Genomic DNA, 21,367 nt, shown 5'->3' with positions numbered 1-21,367 from the left:
TAGTGGATCCAGCGCCAGCCGTGGCAGGCGATCTCGTGGCCCAGTTCGACCAAGGCGCGGGTCAGTTCAGGATGGCGCTGCAGCGCCATCGATACGCCGAAGACGGTCAGCGGCAGGCCGCGCTTCTCGAACTCGCGCAGGATGCGCCAGACGCCGGCGCGCGAGCCGTATTCATAGATGCCCTCCATGCTCATGTGGCGGTCGGGGTAGGCCGCGGCGCCGACGATCTCGGAGAGGAACTGCTCGGAGGCAGCATCGCCGTGCAGCACGCAGTTTTCGCCGCCTTCTTCGTAGTTGAGGACGAACTGCAGCGCAACGCGCGCGCCGCCCGGCCAGCGGGCGTGCGGCGGCCGGGCGCCGTAACCGATGAGATCGCGTGGATAGCGGGACTGGAGCATGGTGGTGGAGTCGGAAATGGGTCGGGAAGTCATAAGGTTCAGTTCAGCGCATAAGGGGCCAGCATGCCCGCATACGCCTTGGGCAGCGGCCGCGCCCAGTCGCCGCGCTTGCTGGTGCCCAGGCGCACCGAGACCAGCGCCTCGGCCATCTTGACCGCGCACACCACGCCGTCGATCACCGGCGCGCCGATGGCGTCGGCGATCTCGTCGCACAGGTCGGTCATGCCGGCGCAGCCCAGCACGATGCATTCGCTGCGGTCTTCAACCAGCGCCTGGCGGCAGGCCTCGGTGATGATGCGGCGCGCGTCCGAGCCCGGGCGCTCCAGTTCCAGCACCGGCAGGTCGCAGGCGCGCACGTTGTTGCAGAAGCGTTTCATGCCGTAGCGCTCGGCCAGGTGCCAGGCGATATTGCAGGTGCGCGCCAGCGTGGTCACCACGCTGAAGCTGCTGCCGACCATGCTGGCCATATGCATGGCGGCCTCGGCGATGCCGATCACCGGTCCGCGCGCCACCTCGCGCGCGGCGTACAGGCCGGGGTCGCCGAAGCAGGCGATCACGTAGCCGTCCACGCCTTCCTGCTCGCCGGCCAGGATCTCGTCGAGGATGCCGGGCACGGACAGGGCTTCGTCATAGTGGCTTTCGATGGAAGCCGGTCCCATGCGCGGGCTGACCGCGCTGATGCGCGTGCCCGGTGCCGCCACGGCGACGGCGCACTGCCCGATCTTGTCGGTCATGCTCTGGGTGGTATTGGGGTTGATGATCTTCAGCTTCATGGGCGCGGCTCTGCTAAGTGCGGTCGAAATCGTGCAGTCGAAAAAATGGTTCCGGAGCTCAGGCCTGGCTGGCGGCACGGCTGCCGAAGTGGCCGGGCATCATGCGCGGCGCCAGTTGCCGGTACAGCACCAGCGCAATGCCCATGCCGATAAACCAGCTGTAGTTGGCCGCGGACTGCCAGGCCGGCACTACCACGCACAGGATCGGGATGATGGCCGCCGGGATCATGGTGGCCACCGCCGCCGGGTTGAAGCCGTTGCGGTACCAGTAGCGGCCGCGCGGGTTCAGCGTGTACAGGTCGTCGACGTCGACATGCTGGCGGCGCACCAGGTAGTAGTCAGCAATCAGGATGCCGAACAGCGGGCCGATGAAGGCGCCCAGCACGTCCAGCGTGTAGTGGATCACCGCCGGGTTGTTGTACAGGTTCCACGGCGTGATGAAGATCGACGCCACGGCCGCGATCATGCCGCCGGTGCGCCAGCTGATGTGCTTGGGCGAGACGTTGGAGAAGTCGAATGCCGGCGAAACAAAGTTGGCGACGATATTGATGCCGATGGTGGCGGTCATGAAGGTGAACGCGCCCAGCAGCATGGCGAAGGTGCTGTCGATATGGCTGACGGTCTCCACCGGGTCCGTGATCAGCTTGCCGAACACCGGCAGCGTGGCCGAGGTCGTGATCACGGTCAGCAGCGAGAAGCCCAGGAAGTTGACCGGCAGGCCCCAGAAATTGCCGCGCTTGACCGACTTGAAGTCCTTGGCATAGCGAGAGAAGTCGCCGAAGTTCAGCATCGGGCCGGAGAAATACGACACCACCAGCGCGATCGCGCTCAGCATCACCGGCACCGATTCCCAGCCGGTGTACTTGACGAAGCTCAGCGTGAAATTGACGTTCTCCCAGCCGGCCTTGTTCACCAGCCAGATCGCCAGCGCGATCATCACCACGTAGACCGCCGGGCCGGCCCAGTCGATGAACTTGCGGATGGTCTCCATGCCGGTCCAGAACACCAGCGCCTGCAGCACCCACAGCACCATGAATGCGCCCCAGCCCAGCGTGGAGAGCCCGGCAAAGCCGTGCAGCTTCACGTCGGCATACGGCGCCAGCGCGGGAAAGAAGTGCAGCGCCAGCAGCAGGAACGCGCTGGAAGCCAGGTAGGTCTGGATGCCGTACCAGGCCACTGCGATCAGCCCGCGGATCACCGCCGGGATGTTGGCGCCGAGCACGCCGAACGAGGCCCGGCAGATCACCGGATAGGGTGTGCCGGTCACCTGGCTGGGCTTGGCCACCAGGTTGCAGAAGAACTGCACGATCAGGATGCCGACCAGCAGCGACACCAGCACCTGCCAGCTGGTCAGCCCCAGCGCGAACAGGCTGCCGGCAGTGATGTAGCCGCCCACGCTGTGCACGTCCGACATCCAGAAGGCAAAGATGTTGTAGGTGCCCCAGGTCTGCTTGCGCAGCGGCGCCAGGTCCTCGTTGGTCAGGCGTTCGTCATAGCCCGGCTTGATCAGGGCGTTGCCGTGTGCGGCATGCCCCGCCTGCACCTGCGGTGCGTCGGCGGGGGTTGCGGTCGTTTGCATCATCTGAGTCTCCTGGCAGATGTGTGTCTTGACGATAGGCGACATGCGGCCGTTTGGCTCTTTGGTGTGCGCCGGTGGAAAGCTGCTTTTTATTGACTACAAAATTGTCTACAAAATTGATTTGGTGTGTAGACGATGTTGTAGATCACGGTTTCGTGATTGTCAACATTCGCTTTCCCTGAAGTCTTTTCGTCCACTCCGGGATGTCCTCAGGGGTTTACCCCCGGCTTGATTCGTGCAGATCCTGAATATAGGATGTCCAACATCCCATCTGTAGATGCCTGGCAAAGAGACAAAATTGGAGATAACTATGGGGCATGGTCCGCTTTCCCGATTCACCGTACTTGACCTCACGCGCGTGCGCTCCGGTCCGGCCGCCGTGCGCCAGTTCGCCGACTGGGGGGCGACCGTCATCAAGATCGAAGAGCCGGGCCAGGCGCCCGATGACAAGCCTGGCGGTTCGGCGCAATTTGCCGATTACCAGAACACCCATCGCAACAAGCAGAGCATTACGCTCAACCTCAAGCATCCGGAGGGGCGCGCGCTGTTCCTGGAACTGGTGCGCAAGGCCGATGTGGTGGTGGAGAACTACCGGCCCAACGTGAAGTTCAAGCTGGGCATCGACTATGAGTCGCTGCGCAAGGTCAATCCGCGCATCGTCTATGGCAGCGTATCGGGGTTCGGGCAGGATGGTCCGTACCACGAGCGCCCGGGCCTGGACCAGATCGCGCAAGGAATCTCCGGCATGATGTCGGTCACGGGCGAACCCGGGCGCGGACCGATGCGCGCGGGGATTCCCGTTGCGGACCTGACCGCCGGCCTGTTCTGCGCGATCGGCCTGATGGTGGCGCTGCTGGAACGCGAAGTGTCCGGCCAGGGCCAGTGGGTGCAGACCTCCCTGCTGCAATCGCAGCTGTGGATGATGGACTTCCAGGCCATGCGCTGGCTGATGAATGGCGAGGTGCCGGGCCAGAGCGGCAACGATCATCCCACCAGCAGCCCGACCGGCGTGTTCCCGACGCAGGATGGCTACATGAATATCGCCGCCATGGGCAACGACATCTTCGCGCGGCTGTGCAAGGTGCTCGACGTGCCTGAACTCATCGCGGACGAGCGCTTCCTGACGGTGCCGTTGCGTGCCCGCAATCGCCCGGCGCTGAACGCCGCGATCGCCGAGCGCACGCGCACGCGCACCACCGAGGAATGGATCGCCCGCATGAATCGCGAAGGGGTGCCGTGCGGCCCCATCCTCAGCATGAACGAGGCCTTCGCCGATCCGCAGGTCGAACATCTGCGCATGAGCCAGCCCATCGAGCACCCCAGGCTGGGCACGATCTCCGTGGTCGGCCAGCCGGTGATCCTGAGCCGGACCTCGCTGGGCGAACTGGCGCCGGCACCGGAGAGCGGTGAGCACAACCACGACGTGTACCGTTCGCTGCTCGGCCTGGATTCCGCGCGGATCGAAGCGCTTGCAGTGCAGGGGGTCATCTGATTGGGCGCTACCATATCCGCCATGATTGCCCCGCTTCCGGGGCCACGGACATGACGGAGATTCTGATGAAGGCCCAACTTGGCATGGAGATTCGCGGATTCACGAGCCTGCGCCGGCCGGACAACCTGCCCGACGAGATCGCGCACCAGATCCGCCAGCGCATCCTGGACGGGACCCTGGCCCACGGGCAGCAGCTGCCCACCGAGAACGAGCTGGCCACCGCGTTCGACGTGAGCCGCAATGTCGTGCGCGAGGCCATCGCGCGCCTGAAGCTGGCCGGCTACGTTGAAACCCGGCGCGGCACCGGCACGTTCGTGGCGCAGGGCATCGGGCAGCGCAACTTCGAGATCGTCACCGACGAGCTGCTGCATGAGGATGCGCTCGAGCATGTCTTCCAGCTGCGCGTCGAGATCGAATCGGGCGCGGCCGCGCTGGCGGCGCGGTTCCGCACGCCCGCGCAGCTGGAGGCGCTGCGACTGGCGCTGGCGAAGGTCGATGAAGCGGGCGGAGACTGGGAAAAGGGCGCGGACACCGCACTCGATTTCCACCTCGCGGTCGGCAACGCGACCAACAACCCGTACTTCATCCGCTTGATGGCGCATCTGAGCCATGTGCTCCACGACTCCGTGCGCACGCTGCGTTCCACCTCGACCGGGACCACGCGCATCGCGGAAGTCGAGCAGGAGCACCACGCGATCTTCGACGCCATTGCCGCGGGGAACGCCGACCAGGCGCGCGCCGCCATGCGCTACCACTTGACCAACGGTATTGAAAGACATAAGGCCCGAGCGCCTGGAAAGACAACATGACCACGACACGCATACTGCAAGGCGAGATTACCGATACCCTGCTGGTCGAAAAACGCGGCCGCACCGGCTGGATTACCTTCAACGACCCTGGCCGCCACAACGCCGTCTCGTTCGACATGTGGGCGGCACTGCCCCAGGCGCTCGCAGCGTTCGAGCAGGACGACGAAGTGCGCTCGGTAGTGCTGACTGGCGCCGGAGAACGCGCCTTCGTGAGCGGGGCAAACATCGCGCAGTTCGACAGCCTGCGCTCCGGCGAAGAGGCCGTCGCGGCCTATGAGCAAGTGGCCGAGGCCGCCCAGCTGGCCCTCTACGACTACGCCAAGCCGACCCTCGCCAGGATCAAGGGCTATTGCATCGGCGGCGGCCTGAATATTGCCCTGTGCTGCGATATCCGGATTGCGTCGGCCGACAGCACCTTCGCCATCCCGGCCGGCAAGCTCGGCCTGGGCTACCGGCTCACCGCAATCCGGAATCTGGTCAGCACGGTCGGCGCCGCCAATGCGCTCGAAATCTTCCTGACCGCCAACCGCTATGCGGCGGCGGACGCCAAGGCCCTTGGCCTGGTCCACCACGTGACCGATGCGGCCGACCTCGACACGGCGCTGCAGGCGCGCCTGGACCAGATTGCCGCCAACGCGCCCCTCACGCTGCGCGCCGGCAAACGCATGATTCGTCAATTGCAGCAGCTGGGCCCGCAGGTCGATATCGCGGGCATGCAGCAGCTCGTCATGCAGTGCTTCGCCAGCGACGATTACCGCGAGGGCAAGCGCGCCTTCGCCGAAAAGCGCAGCCCCGCCTTCAAGGGCCAATAAGCGTTACATCCCGGAGATCCGGGAATATCGGCAATGCCGCCACGCATGACGTGGGGACACATACAAAAGAGAGGAGACATGGCATGAACACGAAGCAGAGGCTTGTCCTCGCGATGGCCGTGGCCGGCCTGGGCCTGGCAGGGCACGCGGCGGCCCAATATCCGCAACAGCCCATCCGTATCGTGGTGGGCTATGCGGCCGGGGGCACGACCGACATCCTGGCGCGGGCGCTGGCCGAACAACTGGCCAGCGAGCTGAAGCAGTCGGTGATCATCGAGAACAAGCCCGGCGCGGCCGGCAACTCGGCCGCCGCCTATGTGCAGCAGTCGGCGCCGGATGGCTATACGCTGTTCATGGCAACCGTGTCGAGCCACGGCATCAACCCAGCCCTGTACAAGAAAACGCTGGGCTACGAGCCGGTCAGCGGCTTTGCGCCCGTCAGCATGGTCGCCTCGATCCCGCTCGTGCTGATCACGACCCCGAACCTGCCCGCCAGGAACGTGCCTGACCTGGTGACGCTGGCCCGGAAGAAGTCGGGAGAGCTGAACTACGCATCCAGCGGCAACGGTTCGCCCGTCCACCTGGCCGGCGCGATGTTTGCCCAGAGCGCCAATGCCAAACTGGTGCATGTGCCGTATCGGGGCGGCGCGCTTGCCAATACTTCGGTGATCGCCGGCGAGACGCAACTGAGCTTCGCCACGCTGCCTGGCGCCCTGCCGCAGGTAAAGGCCGGCAGGCTGCGCGCCATCGCCGTGACCACCAGGGAGCGGTCGCCGCAACTGCCGGATGTTCCCGCCATGCGTGAAGTGCCGGGCTTCGGCAGCTTCGAGATCAATACCTGGAATGCATTGCTGGCACCGAAGAATACGCCCCAGCCGGTGATCGATGCGCTGAACCGGGCCGTCGCCAGGTCACTGGCGTCGCCGAAGCTTGTTCAGCGCTTCAACGGGGAAGGGGCGACGCCGGCCAGCAGCACCCCGGCTGAGCTCAGCCGCTTCGTCAACGCCGAGCTGGCCAAATGGGCTGGCGTGGTGAAAGACCTGAACGTCAAGGTTGACTGAAGGCAGGCGCCTGCGGAAGCGGGGCTTCTGCGGGCGGCCTTGCGGTCCGGCCAATCTCAATAAGCAATCTTCGCCGTCAGGCTCACGCTGCGCGGATCGGCCGGCTGGATGTAGTTCTCGTACTGGAAGCCCCAGTAGCGCTTGTTGGTCACGTTGTTCAGCGCGGCGCGCAGCGTCAGGTCCTTGCCGGCGACGCGGGTGTTGTAGCTCGCGCCGAGATTGAACACCGTGTAGCCGCCGGCGTCCAGCGTATTGCCCGCGTTCAGCTTGGTATTGCCGGTGTACTTGCCATCGACGCCAAGGCGCAGGCCTGGCACGAAGGGCACGCGGTAGCTGATGCGTCCCGCCAGCACCAGGTCAGGCGCACCGGCGACGCGCTTGCCGTTGTTGGCCAGGCCCTTGTCGTAGTACGAATCCAGGTACATCGCGCTGGCGCCGAATTCCCACTGCGGGCCCAGCCGGTACACGCCGGCCAGTTCCAGCCCCTGGTAGATCGAGGTGCCGTCCTGCTGGCGCGTCGGCACGCCGCCGTTGATGCTGTCGTACTCGGCGCCGCGCTCGATGCGGAAGGCGGCGGCGGTGGCGCTCCAGGCGGCCTGGTCGGCCTTGACGCCGATTTCATACTGCTTGCTGCGGATCGGGCTGAGCAGCTGGCGTGCGTTGGTGTAGCCATCCGGCACGATCGAGCCGGGCTCCAGCGCTTCCACGTAGCTGGCGTAGACCGTGGCCGTGGGCACCGGCTTGAACATCAGCGCCAGCGTGGGCGTGACCACGCCGTTCTTGCTGTAGCTGGAGCTGACCGGCACGTAGCCGTTCTGCTCGAAGTTGGTCACGCGCAGGCCGGCCAGCACCGACCAGCGCTCGCTCAGCTGCACGGTGTCGCTGGCGAACACCGACTTCTGCGTAATGTCGCTGTTGCGCACCTTGTTGAAGGCGGTCGAGCTGTAGTACGTGTTGGTGTTGGGCTCGAAGATGTTGCCGGTGCCGATGACGGCGCCGAAGCCGTTGTTGTCATAGCGGTCGATCTGCTTCTGCCACGACAGGCCCGCCACCAGCTGGTGCCCGAACGGCCCGGTGCGGAACTTGCCTTCCAGCATCGCCTGCCATTGGCCCACCTGCTGGTTCTGCGCGGTGTCGTAGCGCTGGTCGCTGTAGTCGCCGGCCTGGTTCAGCAGGTTGTAGGTGCTTTCGTTGCGGCTGCGGTTAACCTTGGTGAAGCTGTAGTTGGTGCTGGCCGCCCAGTCAGGATTGATCTGGTAGCGCAGGCCGGTGCTGTACAGCTGCAGGTTGGTGTTCAGGTGCTGGTCGGCACCGGCGAAGTTGCGGATGCGGCCGGACACCGCGGCCGGCAGGGCCGCGTCGCCGTAGCTCCACAGGCTGAACGACGGCATCTGGCCAGTGGCGCGGCGGTCCTGGTAGATCGAGTCGAAGGTCCAGGTCAGGTCCCTGGTCAGGCGCGCATCCAGGCCCAGCGAGACGCTGTCGCGCTTGATATTGCGCGCGTTGTAGGGCGTGCCTTCCTCGTGCGTCACGTTCAGGCGGTAGCCGAACATACTGTTCGGGCCGGCACGCCCGCCCAGGTCGACGTGCTCGCTCCAGACATTGGCGGCGCGGTAGCCCAGTTCGAACGAGGCGGTGAAGGTGTCGGTCGGCTTCTTGGTGACGTAGTTGACGATGCCGCCCGGGGTGGCAAAACCGTACATGAAGCCCGGCAGCCCCTTGAGCAGTTCCACCTGCTCCATGTGCTCATAGGGCAGCGTGATGCCGTAGGCCACGAACGGCAGCCCGTTGATCTTGAAGCCGTTCTGCCAGTCGATCTGCAGGCCGCGCACGCTCAGGTAGCTGGACCAGCTGTTGTAGCCGTTGCCGTTGTCGCTGACCGACGCATCCATCGCAAACACATCGCCCAGCTTGGCCACCTGGCGGTCGGCCAGGTCTTCGCCGGTGACGATGGTGGTGGAGTACGGGGTGTCGAGCTGCGTGCGCGAGCCCAGCGCGCCGGTGCTGGCCTTTTTCTCAAGCTGCAGGCCGGAATCGTCGACCGCCGAGGCGCTGACGGTCACCGCGGGCAGCGACTGCGCCTCCGCTGGCGCCGCGGCTTGCTGCGCCAGCGCGGCGGTTGCCGGGAAGCCGGCCAGGACGGCCAGATGCGCCAGCACGGCGAGATGGCGGGGTTTCGGTGCGCGCAGGCGCGCGGCGCGAATGACTTGACGATTCATGAGGGGACCCGCAGAGGGCAGGAGACAGGCAAACCTGTATGTAAATGTAGATACAAATGCGAATAATTCGCATTTAGGAAAAGGCCGAATGATGCCTAAGCCGGTTGCGAGGGTCAAGGTGTGGGAAGGGGTGTTGCGGTGAAAGCAACGGATGGCTGGCGTAGCCGTTCGCGCTAGGCTCCCTGACTCCCTTATCGATCACTGGAGCCTGCCATGGCCATGTCGAACATTCGTGTCCGGATTGATCTGCGAACCCAAGGAAAAGGCTTCTGCCGTGCTGGAAGCGATGGGCCTGACGGTGTCCGACGCAGTGCGCATGCTGTTGAAGCGCATAGCAACCGACAAGGCACTTCCCTTGGCGTTGATGACGCCAAATGCGGCGACTATTGCTGCGCTGAGGCAAGCGCGGGCCGGCGGGTTGCGCAGGTTTGAGTCGCTGGACGATCTGAGGGCCGATCTCTGCCGTGCAGGCGACTGATGCGGTCTGTGAGCTCCCCGCTCCCGCGTGCGGGAGGGGGAGCGCCAGCCATGGCTAGCGGGTGAGATTTACCGCGTGCGCGCGGGATGCGTGGGAAACGCTCAGCGCTTGCCGTCCTTCGCGTACACCCGCTCACCCGCCACCCAGGTCTCCAGCACCTGGGTCTTCCAGATGTCTGCCGGCTTGGCCTTGAACAGGTCCTGGTCGACCAGGATGAAGTCGGCCCACTTGCCGGCTTCGAGCGAGCCCAGCGTCTTCTCCTGGTGCTCGGCATAGGCCGCGTCCAGCGTGAAGGCGCGGAATGCCTGCGGCAGGGTCATGGCCTCTTCCGGATGCCAGCCGCGGATCGGGCGGCCTTCATGGTCGGTGCGGGTGACCGCGGCGTGCAGGCCGTAGAACGGGTTGGCCGATTCCACCGGGAAGTCCGAGCCGCCCGCGATCACGGTGCCTTGCTTGAGCAGCGTCTGCCAGGCGTAAGCGCCCTTGATGCGGTCCTTGCCGACGCGGTCTTCGGCCATGTTCATGTCGCTGGTGGCGTGGGTGGGCTGCATCGAGGCGATCAGGTCCAGCGTCTTGAAGCGCGGGATGTCCGACAGCGCGATCACCTGCGCGTGCTCGACGCGGTTGCGCAGCTGGCGCCCGCCCACGTCCTTGTAGGCCGCTTCCATGGCATCCAGCACCTGGTGGTTGGTGGCATCGCCGATGGCGTGGATGTTGACCTGGTAGCCGGCCTTGATCGCGCTCTTGACCGCGGTCTGCATGGCGGCATCGCTCATGAAGAGCAGGCCGCTGTGCACATGGTCGTCCGAGTACGGTGCCATCAGCGCGGCGCCGCGGCTGCCCAGTGCGCCGTCGCCATACAGCTTGACCGCGCGCAGGTAGTAGCGGTCGTTGCCATAGCCCACCAGCGGCCCCTTGGCCGACAGCGCCTTGAAGTCGTCGCCGGTGTCGCGGATCATGCCGTAGATGCGCGTGGTCAGCTTGCCCTGGTCGGCGAACTCGCGGTAGATCTTGTCTTCGGCAACGGTCACGCCGGCGTCGCCCGCTGCGGTCAGGCCGAGCGCGTTCATGTGCGCGAGCGAGGCGGCCAGTGCGGCGCGGCGATCGTCGTCGCTGTACGGCGGGATCACGCTGTTGACCAGCGCCATGGCCTTGTCGACCAGCACGCCGGTGGGGTTGCCGTTGGCATCGCGCTCGATGCGTCCGCCGGCCGGGTCCCTGGTGTCGCGCGTGATGCCGGCGGCCTGCAGCGCCTTGGTGTTGAGCCACGCGGCGTGGCCGTCCACGCGCACCAGCCGCACCGGGCGGTCCGACACCGCCGCGTCCAGCTCGGCCGCGGTCGGGAAGCGGCCCAGCTTCCAGTTCACCTGGTTCCAGCCATAGCCCAGCAGCCACTTGCGCTGCGGGTTCTTGTCGCCATAGGCGCGGATCATGCCTTGCGCGTCGGCCAGCGTCCTGGTGCCGGACAGCGAGATCTCGGTGGTCTTGAAGCCCAGGCGGAACACATGGCCGTGGGCGTCGATCAGGCCCGGCAACAGGGTCTTGCCGTGGCCGTCGATGCGTCTGGCATCGGGGTACTGCGCGCGCAGCGCGGCGGCGTCGCCGGTGGCCAGCACCTTGCCCTGGTCGAACACCAGGCCGGTGAAGCTGGTGATCTTGTCCTGCTTCAGGGTATAGCCCTGCACCGATTCCACCAGCGTCGGCGCGGCGTGCGCGGACAGGCTCAGTGCCATGCAGGCGCCAAGCGCCAGCATGCTCATGCGGATTGCTTTCTTCAAAGCGATGCTCCTTGTTGTTGTGCTTTCTTGCTTTTGTGTACTGCTGGTTGTGAAGCGCCCGGGATTGGCGCTTATTCACCGATTGCCGGCACGGCGGCGCGGGCCGGGGCGGCATCGCGTCTGGCCGGCAGGGCGGGGAATTGCATCTCGGCATAGGACACGAAGCGCGTCTTGCGCGCAATGCGGTAACCCAGCCAGATCAGGAGGAAGATCGGGATGCCGATATAGGTGGCGGCCACGCTGACCCAGTCGATCTTGCCGCTGGTGAAGGCCTGGTAGTTCTGCCCCAGCGTCACGATCAGGCACAGCGCAAAGGCGAAGATCGGCCCGTAGGGGAAGAACGGCGAGCGGTAAGGCAGCCGGTCCAGGTCCAGCCCCTGTGCGACAAAGCCCTTGCGGAAGCGGTAATGGCTGACCGCAATGCCCAGCCACGCGATAAATCCGGTCATGCCGGACAGGTTCAGCAGCCACAGGTAGACCGACCTGCTTTCGAACAGCGAGGTCAGGAAGCACAGCGCGCCCACCGCGGTGGTGGCCAGCAGCGCCATCAGCGGCACGCCGTTGCGCGTCAGCTGCGCAAAGATGCGCGGCGCGCGGCCTTCGGTGGCCAGGTTGTACAGCATGCGGGTGGAGGCATACATGCCCGAATTGCCGGCCGACAGCACCGCGGTCAGGATCACCGCGTTCATCACGCCTGCCGCAAAGGCCAGGCCCGCATGGCGGAACACCAGCGTGAACGGGCTGACGCCCACGGTCTGCACGTCGTTCTTGAGCAGGTTCGGGTCGGTGTAGGGGATCAGGATGCCGATGATCAGGATCGCCAGCACATAGAACAGCAGGATGCGCCAGAAAACCTGGCGCACCGCGCGCGGGATGTTCCTGGCGGGATCGGCCGATTCGCCGGCGGCGACGCCGATCAGCTCGGTGCCCTGGAACGAGAAGCCGGCGATCATGGCCACGCCGATCAGCGCCGGCAGGCCGCCGACGAAGGGCGCGTCGCCGGTGGTCAGGTTGGCCAATCCGTGGGAGGCCGACACGTCGCCGCGCAGGATGCCGAAGATCATCAGCGTGCCGATGCCGATAAAGGCGATCACCGTCACCACCTTGACCAGCGCGCACCAGTACTCGGCCTCGCCGAAGCCGCGCACCGAGATCGCGTTGAGCAGGAACATCAGGCCCAGGAACAGCGCGCTCCACAGCACGCCCGGCGTGTCGGGGAACCAGTACTGCATCACCAGCTGGGCCGCGGCCAGTTCCACGGCGATGGTCACCGCCCAGTTGTACCAGTAGTTCCAGCCGAGCGCGAAGCCGAAGCCTTCATCGACATAGCGCGCGCCATAGGTGGCGAACGAGCCCGACACCGGCATATAGGCCGCCAGCTCGCCCAGGCTGGTCATCAGGAAATAGACCATCGCCCCGATCAGGATATAGGCGGCCAGCGCGCCGCCGGGGCCGGCCTGCGCGATGGTGGCACCCGAGGCCACGAACAGCCCCGTGCCGATCGAGCCGCCGATGGCGATCATGGTGAGATGGCGTGCCCGCAGGGTGCGGCGCAGCGTCGGCGCGGGGGCGCCGGAAGAGGTGGGCTGGGAAGGTTGGCTTGACATCAGGATCCGGTCTGGGCGCGCGCCAGGACAAAAGGCGCGAAGGCGCGCAACTATGCCGGCATCGCCGAGAGGCGGCAAGCTGTGCCGAAGCGCCAGCCGCACGGGTCGCGGCGGCCCGCCGCCAGTGCCTCCTCCCGGTTCTACCGGCCGGTATATTGGGCGGCATCATAAGAGAAATCGCTGTGCAGGGAAAGCCGCTGCGCGGGCTGTGGGCCGCCAGGTGTGCTGCATCCGCCGCGTCGCCGCGTGCCTGTGCAATGAGGTGTAGGACAAACACCCGGCGCGGAACAGGAATGGCACCGCTGCCACGGCAGCGGCGCGCGGTATATCGTGCGAGGTAGCAGGCGCTGCATGCCGGCCGGCGCGCGGGGCCAGCTCCATTCCATCCCGCCGCAGGGGGACCTTACGGATGTTCCAGACGCTCTGCCATATTCCGTTCGATACCCGGTCAAGCCGTGCCGCGGCGCACGCGGGCGCCAGCCGGGGCCTGCGCCGGCTGACGGCGGCCATGCTGGGGTCGGCGCTGGCGGCCGGGCTGCTGGCAGGGTGCGCCAGCCTGCCGGCCTCGGCGCAGCGCACCCCCTCGAGCGCCCCGGCCAGTACCGCCGATACTCCGCTGGGCAAGGTGCTGGCGCCGCGCCTTGCCCAGCGCCCCGGCGAATCGCTGTTCTATCCGCTGTCGTCCGGGCCCGACGCGCTCGCTGCGCGGCTGGCGATGGCGCGTGCGGCGCAGCGCAGCCTGGACCTGCAGACCTATATCTTCGAAACCACCGGCACCGGCGCCGCCGTGCTGGGCGACATCATCGACGCGGCCGACCGCGGCGTGCGCGTGCGCATGCTGCTCGACGACTTGCATACCGGCGGCATGGACAAAATCCTGTCGGCCATCGATTCGCATCCCAATATCGAGGTGCGCCTGTTCAATCCGTTTGCCAACCGCAGCGTGCGCTGGCTGGAAATGCTGGCAGGCTTCAAGCGGCTGGACCGGCGCATGCACAACAAGTCGATGACGGTGGACAACCAGATGTCGCTGGTGGGCGGGCGCAATGTCGGCGATGCCTACTTCTCCGCGCGCACCGACATGGATTTCAGCGACCTTGATGTGCTGATTGCCGGACCGGCGGTACCGCAGGTATCGGCCGTGTTCGACGAATACTGGAACGACCAGTCCTCATACCCGGTGGTGGCGCTGATCCCCGCAGGCAAGGAAGCGCCGGTGGAGATGCGCAGCCTGCGCAAGGGCCTGGAAGCACGCGGCGACCAGGCCGTCGCCAGCCCCTACGTGAAGGAATTGCTGGAGTCCGGCCTGGCCAAGGGCATCGAGAGCGGCCGCATGCCTGCCTACAGCGGCAAGGCTGTCGTGGTCTCCGACAAGGCCGCCAAGATTACGCACCAGACCGACGACGACCCCGGGCACGCCACCGCCCGGCTCGAGAAAATGATCAACGGCGCGCAGAAGGAAGTGCTGCTGATCTCGCCGTACTTCGTGCCGGACGACGACGGCGAGGCCTGGCTGATCGCCCTGGCAAAGCGCGGCATCCGCGTGCGCATCCTGACCAACTCGTTTGCCGCCACCGATGTCAGCCCGGTGCATGCCGGCTACGCCCCGCACCGGCTGGCGCTGGTGGCCGCGGGCGTCGAGCTGTACGAGCTCAAGCCCAGCGCCTACGCCGAACTGGCAAGCAGCGGCAAGGCCGCGCGCGGTTCGCGCTCGCGCTCATGGCTGTCGTCCAGCCGCGCCAGCCTGCATGCCAAGAACTACATCGTCGACCGGCACCTGGTATTCATCGGCTCGCTCAACATGGACCCGCGCTCGGCCAAGCTCAATACCGAGATGGGCGTCGTGCTGGACAGCCCGGCCCTGGCCGAGCGCATGATCAAGTCCACCGAGCACGGGCTGCTCGACATGGCCTACCGCGTCGGCATGCAGACCGATGGCGACGGCGGCAACCGGCGCCTGACCTGGACCACGCGCGAGAAAGGGCAGCTCATGGTCTATGACAGCGAACCCGGCATGGGTCCGCTGCAGCATCTGGGCATTGGCGTGCTGCGCGTGCTCCCGATCAAGGAAGAGTTGTAAACCTGACTGCGGTGCTGCACCGCGCCTTTCCTGAACCCGGGTTTGGGCGTATGGTTTTCCGCTTCGTTGCCTGCCGCAAAGGAGCTTCATGAAAGCCGCTGTCCTGCATCAACCCAAGACCCCGCTGATTATCGAAGACGTTGCCATCGGCAAGCCCGGCCCGCGCGAGGTGCTGGTGCGCACCGCCGCCGTGGGCGTGTGCCACTCGGACCTGCATTTCCTGGACGGTGCCTACCCGTACCCGATGCCGGCGATCCTGGGCCACGAGGCCGCGGGTGTGGTCGAGCAGGTCGGCGCCGAAGTGCGCACGGTCAAGCCCGGCGACCACGTGATCACCTGCCTGTCGGCATACTGCGGCCATTGCGAGCACTGCCTGACCGGCCACCTTTCGCTGTGCATTGAGCCCGATACCCGCCGCCGCGAAGGTGAAGAGCCACGCCTGATGGCCCGCCAGGGCGGGCCGCTGAACCAGTTCCTGAACCTGTCGGCCTTTGCCGAGCAGATGCTGATCCATGAGCACGCGCTGGTGGCAATACGGCGCGACATGCCGCTGGACCGCGCCGCGCTGATCGGCTGCGCGGTCACCACCGGCATGGGCGCGGTGATCCATACCGCGAAGGTGCGGCCGGGCGAGACCGTTGCCGTGATCGGCTGCGGCGGCATCGGGCTGGCCACGGTCAACAGCGCCGCCATTGCCGGTGCCGGGCGCATCATCGCCATCGACCGCGTGCCGGCCAAGCTGGAGCTGGCGCGCAAGTTCGGCGCGACCGACGTGATCGACGCCGGCAATGCAGACGTACTGGATGCCGTGCGCACCCTCACCGGCGGCGGCGTGCACCATGCCTTCGAGGCCATCGGCCTGAAGCAGACTACCGAGCAGGCCTTTGCCATGCTGCGCCGGGGCGGCACCGCCACGGTCATCGGCATGATCGCGCCCGGCGTCAAGATCGAACTGAAGGGCAGTGACTTCCTTGCCGAGAAGCGCATCCAGGGTTCGCTGATGGGATCCAACCGCTTTCCGGTGGACATGCCGCGCATGGTGGACTTCTATATGGCCGGCCGCCTGCACCTGGACGAACTGATTGCGCAGCGCCTGCCGCTGGAGCGCATCAACGATGCCTTCGACGAACTGCGCCGCGGCGAGCTGGCGCGCTCGGTGATCCTGTTCGATTAAGGGCCGCTGCCCACAGCGCCATGGTTCGCGCTGTGGGACAATCGCGGCGCACCGCAATGACGAGGCGCCGCATGAAGACAATCGAATGGAAGGACTGGGAGATTTTTTGCCGCGTGGTGGAAGGCGGCGGCTTCACCCAGGGGGCCGAGCTGGCAGAGGTACCCAAATCTTCCGCCAGCGCCGCGGTGGCGCGGCTGGAAAGCCAGCTTGGCATCCGCCTGTTCGAACGCACCACGCGCCGCGTGCGCGTGACCGAACGCGGCCAGCGCCTGTATGAGCGCGTGGCGCCGCTGTTCGCCGAACTCCATGAAATCAGTGCCGAGGCCACCTCGGACAGCGCCGAAGTCAGCGGCCTGCTGCGCATCTCCACCCCCTATGAAGTCGGCTCCCAGCATCTGTCCGAAAGCCTGACGCGCGTGCTGCGCGCCCACCCCGGCCTGCGCGTGCAGGTCGATGTCAGCTGGGACCAGCCCGACCTGATCCGCCACGGCTACGACCTGGCGTTCGTGATGACCGACACCGCGCTGCACGACACCTCGTTCGCCAGCAAGCGCGTGGTCCTGGTTGAACGCGCTTTCTATGCCGCGCCGGCACTGATCAAGGCGCGCGGGCTGCCGCGCACGCCGCAGGACCTGCAGGGGTGGCCCACGCTGGGCAACGCCGACGACCGGCACTGGGAGTTCCTGCGCGACGGCGTGGAGATTGCACGCCTGGATGTCGAGCCGCGCATCTGCACCCATAACGCCGAGCTGCGGCTCAAGGCGGCGCTCGACGGGCTGGGCGTGACGCGGCTGTCGCCGCGCTTCGTGCAGGATGCGGTCGGGCAGGGGCAACTGGTGCGCGTGCTGCCGGGCTATGCCTCATCGCCGCTGAAGGTCTACGTGCTGATGCCGGCGCGCAAGCTGATGCCGGCCAGCGTGCGGGTGCTGCTGGACATGCTGGAGCAAACGCTGGGGGTGCCGGAGGCGCGGCGCCCGTCCGGCAAGCGGAGGGAGAACGCTTAGCTGCCGCGGCCTCCGCTCGCAGGCATCGGTCAATAAGGCTGCTCGGCCGGCCGCACGTCAAAGTGCAGCACTTCGGCAAGATCCAGCATTTCCTCGTCGTCCTCGCTGCGCGTGATCCAGCCGCCGTAGGCGTCGCCGCCGGTATCCCAGTTCCACAGCGTATAGCCGGCCACGCGCAACTGGTTGTGCGCCAGCTCCATCAGTTCCGGCACGCTGGTGGTCTCCAGGAAGGCTTCTTCCTCGGGGTCATCGCTGCCCCAGTCGATCTCCAGGTCGATTCGTTCGCATAGCTGGTTCAGGCAGCCGATAAAGGACTGGGCATCCTTCCAGTCGACAAAGAACCCGGACTGCCAGTCGATGACCTCGCGGATCACCCACAGCAGTTCCTGGCCATCGGTGTCATCGTCCTCGGCATCGAGCAGGGCATCTTCAAACATCGACAGCTGCGCCGAGGTCTGCGCGCTGTCGCCAAGGTTGATCAGGGCGAAGAAACGCGCAATCGCGTCCTGCGTGTCGTCGTCCAGTGGTGTGGCCATCTTTTTTCTCCGTTTGCTGCGGTCTCCTAGGCCGCGATGCGCATGATCTCGCGTTGGCCGGCCGGTGTCACGCGCAACGCGCGCGAGGTGCGCGTGGGCTCGACCCAGCCGCGCGCCAGCAGGCTGCCCAACAGCGCCGCGCCCAGCGCGCCGCCCAGGTGCGGCTTGCGCTCGCTCCAGTCCGGGCAGGTGCAGGCAAACTGGCGCCGCTTGCGCCGCGCCGCCGCCACGTCGACACCCAGCCCCGCCAGCGCCTGCGCGCCGTCGCCGCTCAGGTCTACGCGCTGTCCGTCCAGCATCAGCCAGCCTGAATGCGTCATCCGCTCGAACAGGCCCACCGCCAGCTCGCCCGCCAGGTGGTCGTAGCAGGTGCGCGCCTGGCGCAGCGCCGGTGGCGCGGTGCGCGATACCGGCACGTCGCGCAGCCGCGGCGGCTGGCTGGCCAGCGACGCCGACGCCAGCGCCTCGATCGCCACGCCGATCTCCGGCGCGGCCAGGCGGTAGTAGCGGTTGCGCCCGCGCGTCTCGGCCACCAGCAGCCCGCCTTCGGTCAAGCGCGCCAGGTGGCCGCTGGTGGAGGAGGCCGACAGCCCGGCGATCAGCGCCAGCTCGCCGGCGGGCCGGGCGCTGCCGTCCATCAGCGCCCACAGCATGGCCGCGCGGCCGGGATCGGCGAGCAGGCCGGCGAGCTGGCTGATGCCGGGGGTGTAATCCATGGTTTGGCTCCGGATGAAAGGTGGCATGCGGAGTATAGGAGATGGGCGGGCCATTTGGGACGCGCTAATTAACTTCTTGCAAGCTAATTAAGTTCTTGCAAGCGAATTAAGTCCTTACCAAGAGACGAAATCGGCGCTCGGCGCGCGAGCGTTCTAGCGGCTCAAAAAGGACGCTGAAGGAACCTAAGGCGGGATTGACACTGGGGACCGCGGGTGCCCAAGAGAAGAGTTTGCGCTGCCCTTCGCACGGGCGAGCCGTAGGCGAGGGGATCCGCACTAATTCGGCGCGGCGCTACTGCTGGCCAGGATCGACGAACAGCTCGTGAACATCAATTCCCAGAAATTCTGCGAGCCTGCAGATGTTGTCAATGGTTGCATTGTTCACTGCGCGCTCGATCTGGCTGACATAGGTCCTGTGGAATCCTGCCCTAATGGCGAGATCCTCCTGGGAGAGGCCGGCTGCCTCCCTCATCTTACGTAGGTTGGAAGCAACCCGAAGCCGCGCGTAGGTCTTTTCTGCACTCTTTGACATGGGGCGCAGAGTGCGCAAAGCACGACTAAAAATCTACACGCATCCAGCTCTACTGGATATACATCTACTGCTTATAAAACTATAATGCTTCGCGTCGGGGGTGCCTCTGGCGGGAACCATGGGCCCGCGTCACTCCGTTCCAGAGAAAGCCAGGGCGGCGATGATTGTGTTTTTGGACTTTGACGGTGTCTTGCATCCAGACGCTGCTTACTTGATGAAAGGTCGTCCGGAGCTTCGCGCGGCAGGAGCTCTGTTCATGTGGGCCCCGATTCTTGAGGAAGCGCTCGCGCCGTATCCGGACGCCCAAATTGTCCTTTCTACTTCGTGGGTTCGGGTTCTCAAGAGCTTCAGTCGCGTGCGTGCGTTTCTGCCAGCCGAGCTGCAAGCACGAGTTATTGGCGCGACGTGGCATTCGGAAATGGCGCGGCATCATGAAGGGAACCATCGCATCGATGCCAACTGGTTCTCTGAGCTTTCTCGCTATGCGCAAATTGCGCGGTACATCTCGCGGGCAGGGCTGCGTGCCGAACACTGGCTAGCAATCGATGACGACAGCGAGGGATGGCCGAGCGAACTTCGCGACCATTTGATTGAGACGGACGGGGAGTTGGGTCTAGCGAGCGCGACCTCACAAACAGAGTTGGCGAAGCGACTGCAGTGGATGGCCGCTCAGTTTACCGATGGGGATTCACCGCAATGCTACGCGTGACCGTGGAACTTATCCCAGACGGCAAGGAAGAATGCAGCCGTATGCTTGGACGAATGGAGATCGAGAATATTGACGGCGAATCGTTAGCCACCGGTGCTTATCGCATCGTCATGAACGAGTTCGACGCACGCGGCACGGGTCAATACACGACGTTTCGGACCGTTGCCGTGTTGGACAATGTGGAGCGAGATCTGGTCCGTCCCATGCAACTAACTGGGATGGCGCTGAGTGTCGTCGCGCCTGTCAAACGCACCATGCACGGCTCCCAAGATTATGAGCCGCAGGGCGTGGTGCTTACGCGCGAAGTCATTTGAAGCGCGGCGGGATCCGGTAGGAGAACACGATGGCCGAGAAATTCGTCTTTCGGGAAGCGGAGTTTCGCGCGGGCGCACATCTTTGGTCCAATCCAAAGCTGCGTGGTACCCACGCAGAAATACCTATCATCCTTGCTCGTCCGACGCTGTTTGATGTCGTTAAGCTCGCTCAGCATTATTCGCTCGAGGCGTTGCACCTGGCGAATCGACGGCTCAGAGTCAGCCGCGAAATCTCTGAGCGGCAGTATCTTCGAACGGACGCGATTCTGCGCAACATCGACCGCATCAATGCTGCGCCTCCTGCGACGATCGAAGAGGTCGCCCGAGCTATCGAGACTGATGACGATCTGCCCGTGCCGGTCGATCCCATCCCGACTGCGGCGCCTCGCGCGTTAGCGCGCTGGCTGCCCGCCATGCACAGACTCCACGCCTTCGCCCAGGCCAATCACTAACGATCATCGATTTACTTAACCGCATAGGCTGAGAAGGCCTTGCCTCGCGCCCACCGCACGGATTTGGCGCACCCCACTCAGCAATTCACTTCATGCAGAATCTCGCAGTACTTATTCTTCCGGGAACATGGTCTTCGCTTGCTGAATTTAAGTCGGCCATCAAGAAACACGCGCCGAGCTATCGCTTTGCCAACGGCGTACTCGTGGATCAGCGCACTCGCGAAGGCGTCCGCGTCCACTTTCGAATGGGGCACACCCCGAGCATTGTGGATGACTTTCGATGGGGGGGTACCTATTGGTACGACTCAGATGACATGCGTGCCATAGCCGGGCATACCGCTCATGTCATCCTTGCGGACCCTGGTGGTAGCTCCCAGCGCATGGCACATGTAATGGCCACAGCGAGCGCCGTGGTCAGAGCCGGAGCCTTGGGTGTGTACGTGGAAAACGCTGGTCTTGCTCACCCCGCGCGGAACTGGTTGGCGCTGGCCGAAGATGGCATCGACGGAATATTCCGCGCTTTCGTTGCGACCATTGATGCCGGAATTGACGGTGCACACTGTAGTGGTATGCAATCCTTCGGCATGAAGGACGTCAAGGTACCGTCTAGCGTACCGGACTGCACGAGAATCGCGGGTACGTTTGCGCGGCATCTGGTCGTGAAGGAAGCAAGGTTCAACCCGGGGACGACGATCAGGATCAGCAACAACTCAATGCCGTCCCACATTCGGATCACCGAATCCGCTGCGATCATCGATGGATCGCCCCTCGATAATCGCTTTGGCGCTTGGCAGCTTGTGCCAGCGCAACTCGCACATTAGGCGAGCTTCGCGGGCCGAACGCC

The 21,367-nt window shown here is 65.3% G+C and carries 21 protein-coding genes; 12 read left to right on the top strand and 9 right to left on the bottom strand.

The genetic code is table 11. The features are described 5' to 3' along the window. The 3 genes from AC3WON_RS00955 to AC3WON_RS00945 form a co-directional block, all read right to left on the bottom strand. Positions 1-398, bottom strand: a 398-nt coding sequence (locus AC3WON_RS00955) for a polysaccharide deacetylase family protein (RefSeq protein ID WP_492350896.1), incomplete at its 3' end; no start/stop codon positions are given. Positions 399-436: 38 nt separating this feature from the next. After that, positions 437-1,171, bottom strand: a complete 735-nt coding sequence (locus tag AC3WON_RS00950; RefSeq protein WP_492350893.1) for an aspartate/glutamate racemase family protein — start codon at positions 1,169-1,171, stop codon at positions 437-439. Between the two features lie 58 nt (positions 1,172-1,229). Continuing rightward, complete coding sequence (locus AC3WON_RS00945) at positions 1,230-2,753, bottom strand: NCS1 family nucleobase:cation symporter-1 (RefSeq protein WP_492350892.1); 1,524 nt, start codon at positions 2,751-2,753, stop codon at positions 1,230-1,232. Positions 2,754-3,060: 307 nt separating this feature from the next. Here AC3WON_RS00945 and AC3WON_RS00940 point away from each other — a divergent pair, with 307 nt between their 5' ends. The 4 genes from AC3WON_RS00940 (at position 3,061) to AC3WON_RS00925 (ending at position 6,924) form a co-directional block, all read left to right on the top strand. After that, complete coding sequence (locus AC3WON_RS00940) at positions 3,061-4,242, top strand: CaiB/BaiF CoA transferase family protein (protein WP_492350891.1); 1,182 nt, start codon at positions 3,061-3,063, stop codon at positions 4,240-4,242. Positions 4,243-4,307: 65 nt separating this feature from the next. Beyond that, complete coding sequence (locus tag AC3WON_RS00935) at positions 4,308-5,051, top strand: FadR/GntR family transcriptional regulator (RefSeq protein ID WP_492318234.1); 744 nt, start codon at positions 4,308-4,310, stop codon at positions 5,049-5,051. Next, positions 5,048-5,863: an enoyl-CoA hydratase gene (locus AC3WON_RS00930; RefSeq protein WP_492318235.1), complete on the top strand. Its 816-nt coding sequence runs from the start codon at positions 5,048-5,050 to the stop codon at positions 5,861-5,863. Before AC3WON_RS00935 ends, AC3WON_RS00930 begins: the two co-directional genes overlap by 4 nt. 83 nt (positions 5,864-5,946) lie before the next feature. Then, positions 5,947-6,924, top strand: a complete 978-nt coding sequence (locus AC3WON_RS00925) for a Bug family tripartite tricarboxylate transporter substrate binding protein (RefSeq protein ID WP_492318236.1) — start codon at positions 5,947-5,949, stop codon at positions 6,922-6,924. Between the two features lie 56 nt (positions 6,925-6,980). Here AC3WON_RS00925 and AC3WON_RS00920 read toward each other — a convergent pair whose 3' ends face one another. Then, the gene (locus AC3WON_RS00920) at positions 6,981-9,143 is read right to left on the bottom strand and encodes a TonB-dependent siderophore receptor (RefSeq protein ID WP_492350890.1); all 2,163 of its coding nucleotides are present in this window, start codon (positions 9,141-9,143) and stop codon (positions 6,981-6,983) included. Between the two features lie 232 nt (positions 9,144-9,375). Here AC3WON_RS00920 and AC3WON_RS00915 point away from each other — a divergent pair, with 232 nt between their 5' ends. Then, positions 9,376-9,621 (top strand): type II toxin-antitoxin system RelB/DinJ family antitoxin, encoded by a 246-nt coding sequence (locus AC3WON_RS00915; protein WP_492350889.1) that lies wholly within the window; start codon positions 9,376-9,378, stop codon positions 9,619-9,621. Between the two features lie 101 nt (positions 9,622-9,722). Here the strand turns inward: AC3WON_RS00915 and AC3WON_RS00910 are convergent, their stop codons facing one another. After that, positions 9,723-11,399, bottom strand: a complete 1,677-nt coding sequence (locus AC3WON_RS00910; RefSeq protein ID WP_492350888.1) for an amidohydrolase — start codon at positions 11,397-11,399, stop codon at positions 9,723-9,725. Between the two features lie 71 nt (positions 11,400-11,470). Beyond that, positions 11,471-13,006 carry an amino acid permease gene (locus tag AC3WON_RS00905; protein ID WP_058697403.1) on the bottom strand — a complete coding sequence of 512 codons (1,536 nt, stop codon included), beginning with the start codon at positions 13,004-13,006 and terminating at the stop codon, positions 11,471-11,473. Positions 13,007-13,415: 409 nt separating this feature from the next. Between AC3WON_RS00905 and AC3WON_RS00900 the strand changes: the two genes are divergently transcribed. The 3 genes from AC3WON_RS00900 to AC3WON_RS00890 all read left to right on the top strand — a co-directional run bounded on the left by AC3WON_RS00900 (position 13,416) and on the right by AC3WON_RS00890 (position 17,264). Beyond that, on the top strand, positions 13,416-15,086 hold the full coding sequence (locus AC3WON_RS00900; RefSeq protein ID WP_492350887.1) for a phospholipase D family protein: 1,671 nt from the start codon (positions 13,416-13,418) through the stop codon (positions 15,084-15,086). An 88-nt stretch (positions 15,087-15,174) separates the two neighbouring features. Continuing rightward, entirely contained in the window at positions 15,175-16,260 is a 1,086-nt protein-coding gene (locus AC3WON_RS00895; RefSeq protein WP_492350886.1) for a Zn-dependent alcohol dehydrogenase, read from the top strand. Positions 16,261-16,331: 71 nt separating this feature from the next. Then, on the top strand, positions 16,332-17,264 hold the full coding sequence (locus tag AC3WON_RS00890; RefSeq protein WP_492340394.1) for a LysR family transcriptional regulator: 933 nt from the start codon (positions 16,332-16,334) through the stop codon (positions 17,262-17,264). A 29-nt stretch (positions 17,265-17,293) separates the two neighbouring features. Here AC3WON_RS00890 and AC3WON_RS00885 read toward each other — a convergent pair whose 3' ends face one another. The 3 genes from AC3WON_RS00885 to AC3WON_RS00875 form a co-directional block, all read right to left on the bottom strand. Further along, entirely contained in the window at positions 17,294-17,800 is a 507-nt protein-coding gene (locus AC3WON_RS00885) for a DUF6630 family protein (protein ID WP_010810742.1), read from the bottom strand. Between the two features lie 26 nt (positions 17,801-17,826). Next, positions 17,827-18,516 carry an ArsR/SmtB family transcription factor gene (locus AC3WON_RS00880; protein WP_492350885.1) on the bottom strand — a complete coding sequence of 230 codons (690 nt, stop codon included), beginning with the start codon at positions 18,514-18,516 and terminating at the stop codon, positions 17,827-17,829. 292 nt (positions 18,517-18,808) lie between these two features. Continuing rightward, the gene (locus AC3WON_RS00875) at positions 18,809-19,048 is read right to left on the bottom strand and encodes a helix-turn-helix domain-containing protein (RefSeq protein WP_492350884.1); all 240 of its coding nucleotides are present in this window, start codon (positions 19,046-19,048) and stop codon (positions 18,809-18,811) included. A gap of 118 nt (positions 19,049-19,166) precedes the next feature. On the opposite strand from AC3WON_RS00875, the gene AC3WON_RS00870 reads away from it, so the two are divergent. The 4 genes from AC3WON_RS00870 to AC3WON_RS00855 all read left to right on the top strand — a co-directional run bounded on the left by AC3WON_RS00870 (position 19,167) and on the right by AC3WON_RS00855 (position 21,344). Continuing rightward, on the top strand, positions 19,167-19,757 hold the full coding sequence (locus tag AC3WON_RS00870) for an HAD domain-containing protein (RefSeq protein WP_492350883.1): 591 nt from the start codon (positions 19,167-19,169) through the stop codon (positions 19,755-19,757). Then, complete coding sequence (locus tag AC3WON_RS00865) at positions 19,754-20,071, top strand: hypothetical protein (RefSeq protein ID WP_492350882.1); 318 nt, start codon at positions 19,754-19,756, stop codon at positions 20,069-20,071. Before AC3WON_RS00870 ends, AC3WON_RS00865 begins: the two co-directional genes overlap by 4 nt. 29 nt (positions 20,072-20,100) lie before the next feature. Beyond that, positions 20,101-20,523: a hypothetical protein gene (locus AC3WON_RS00860; RefSeq protein WP_492350881.1), complete on the top strand. Its 423-nt coding sequence runs from the start codon at positions 20,101-20,103 to the stop codon at positions 20,521-20,523. Between the two features lie 92 nt (positions 20,524-20,615). Next, the gene (locus AC3WON_RS00855; RefSeq protein ID WP_492350880.1) at positions 20,616-21,344 is read left to right on the top strand and encodes a hypothetical protein; all 729 of its coding nucleotides are present in this window, start codon (positions 20,616-20,618) and stop codon (positions 21,342-21,344) included. Positions 21,345-21,367 lie beyond the last annotated feature (23 nt).

Source organism: Cupriavidus sp. FW305-46, from assembly GCF_058787075.1.
This window is presented reverse-complemented; position numbering and strand designations above follow the sequence as displayed.

Bases quoted from the DNA above. Each gene is read 5' to 3' on its own strand.
- AC3WON_RS00950 (WP_492350893.1), bottom strand. From the start codon at position 1,171: ATGAAGCTGAAGATCATCAACCCCAATACCACCCAGAGCATGACCGAC.
- AC3WON_RS00945 (WP_492350892.1), bottom strand. From the start codon at position 2,753: ATGATGCAAACGACCGCAACCCCCGCCGACGCACCGCAGGTGCAGGCG.
- AC3WON_RS00940 (WP_492350891.1), top strand. From the start codon at position 3,061: ATGGGGCATGGTCCGCTTTCCCGATTCACCGTACTTGACCTCACGCGC.
- AC3WON_RS00935 (WP_492318234.1), top strand. From the start codon at position 4,308: ATGAAGGCCCAACTTGGCATGGAGATTCGCGGATTCACGAGCCTGCGC.
- AC3WON_RS00930 (WP_492318235.1), top strand. From the start codon at position 5,048: ATGACCACGACACGCATACTGCAAGGCGAGATTACCGATACCCTGCTG.
- AC3WON_RS00925 (WP_492318236.1), top strand. From the start codon at position 5,947: ATGAACACGAAGCAGAGGCTTGTCCTCGCGATGGCCGTGGCCGGCCTG.
- AC3WON_RS00920 (WP_492350890.1), bottom strand. From the start codon at position 9,143: ATGAATCGTCAAGTCATTCGCGCCGCGCGCCTGCGCGCACCGAAACCC.
- AC3WON_RS00905 (WP_058697403.1), bottom strand. From the start codon at position 13,006: ATGTCAAGCCAACCTTCCCAGCCCACCTCTTCCGGCGCCCCCGCGCCG.
- AC3WON_RS00900 (WP_492350887.1), top strand. From the start codon at position 13,416: ATGTTCCAGACGCTCTGCCATATTCCGTTCGATACCCGGTCAAGCCGT.
- AC3WON_RS00895 (WP_492350886.1), top strand. From the start codon at position 15,175: ATGAAAGCCGCTGTCCTGCATCAACCCAAGACCCCGCTGATTATCGAA.
- AC3WON_RS00890 (WP_492340394.1), top strand. From the start codon at position 16,332: ATGAAGACAATCGAATGGAAGGACTGGGAGATTTTTTGCCGCGTGGTG.
- AC3WON_RS00885 (WP_010810742.1), bottom strand. From the start codon at position 17,800: ATGGCCACACCACTGGACGACGACACGCAGGACGCGATTGCGCGTTTC.
- AC3WON_RS00880 (WP_492350885.1), bottom strand. From the start codon at position 18,516: ATGGATTACACCCCCGGCATCAGCCAGCTCGCCGGCCTGCTCGCCGAT.
- AC3WON_RS00875 (WP_492350884.1), bottom strand. From the start codon at position 19,048: ATGTCAAAGAGTGCAGAAAAGACCTACGCGCGGCTTCGGGTTGCTTCC.
- AC3WON_RS00870 (WP_492350883.1), top strand. From the start codon at position 19,167: ATGGGCCCGCGTCACTCCGTTCCAGAGAAAGCCAGGGCGGCGATGATT.
- AC3WON_RS00860 (WP_492350881.1), top strand. From the start codon at position 20,101: ATGGCCGAGAAATTCGTCTTTCGGGAAGCGGAGTTTCGCGCGGGCGCA.
- AC3WON_RS00855 (WP_492350880.1), top strand. From the start codon at position 20,616: ATGCAGAATCTCGCAGTACTTATTCTTCCGGGAACATGGTCTTCGCTT.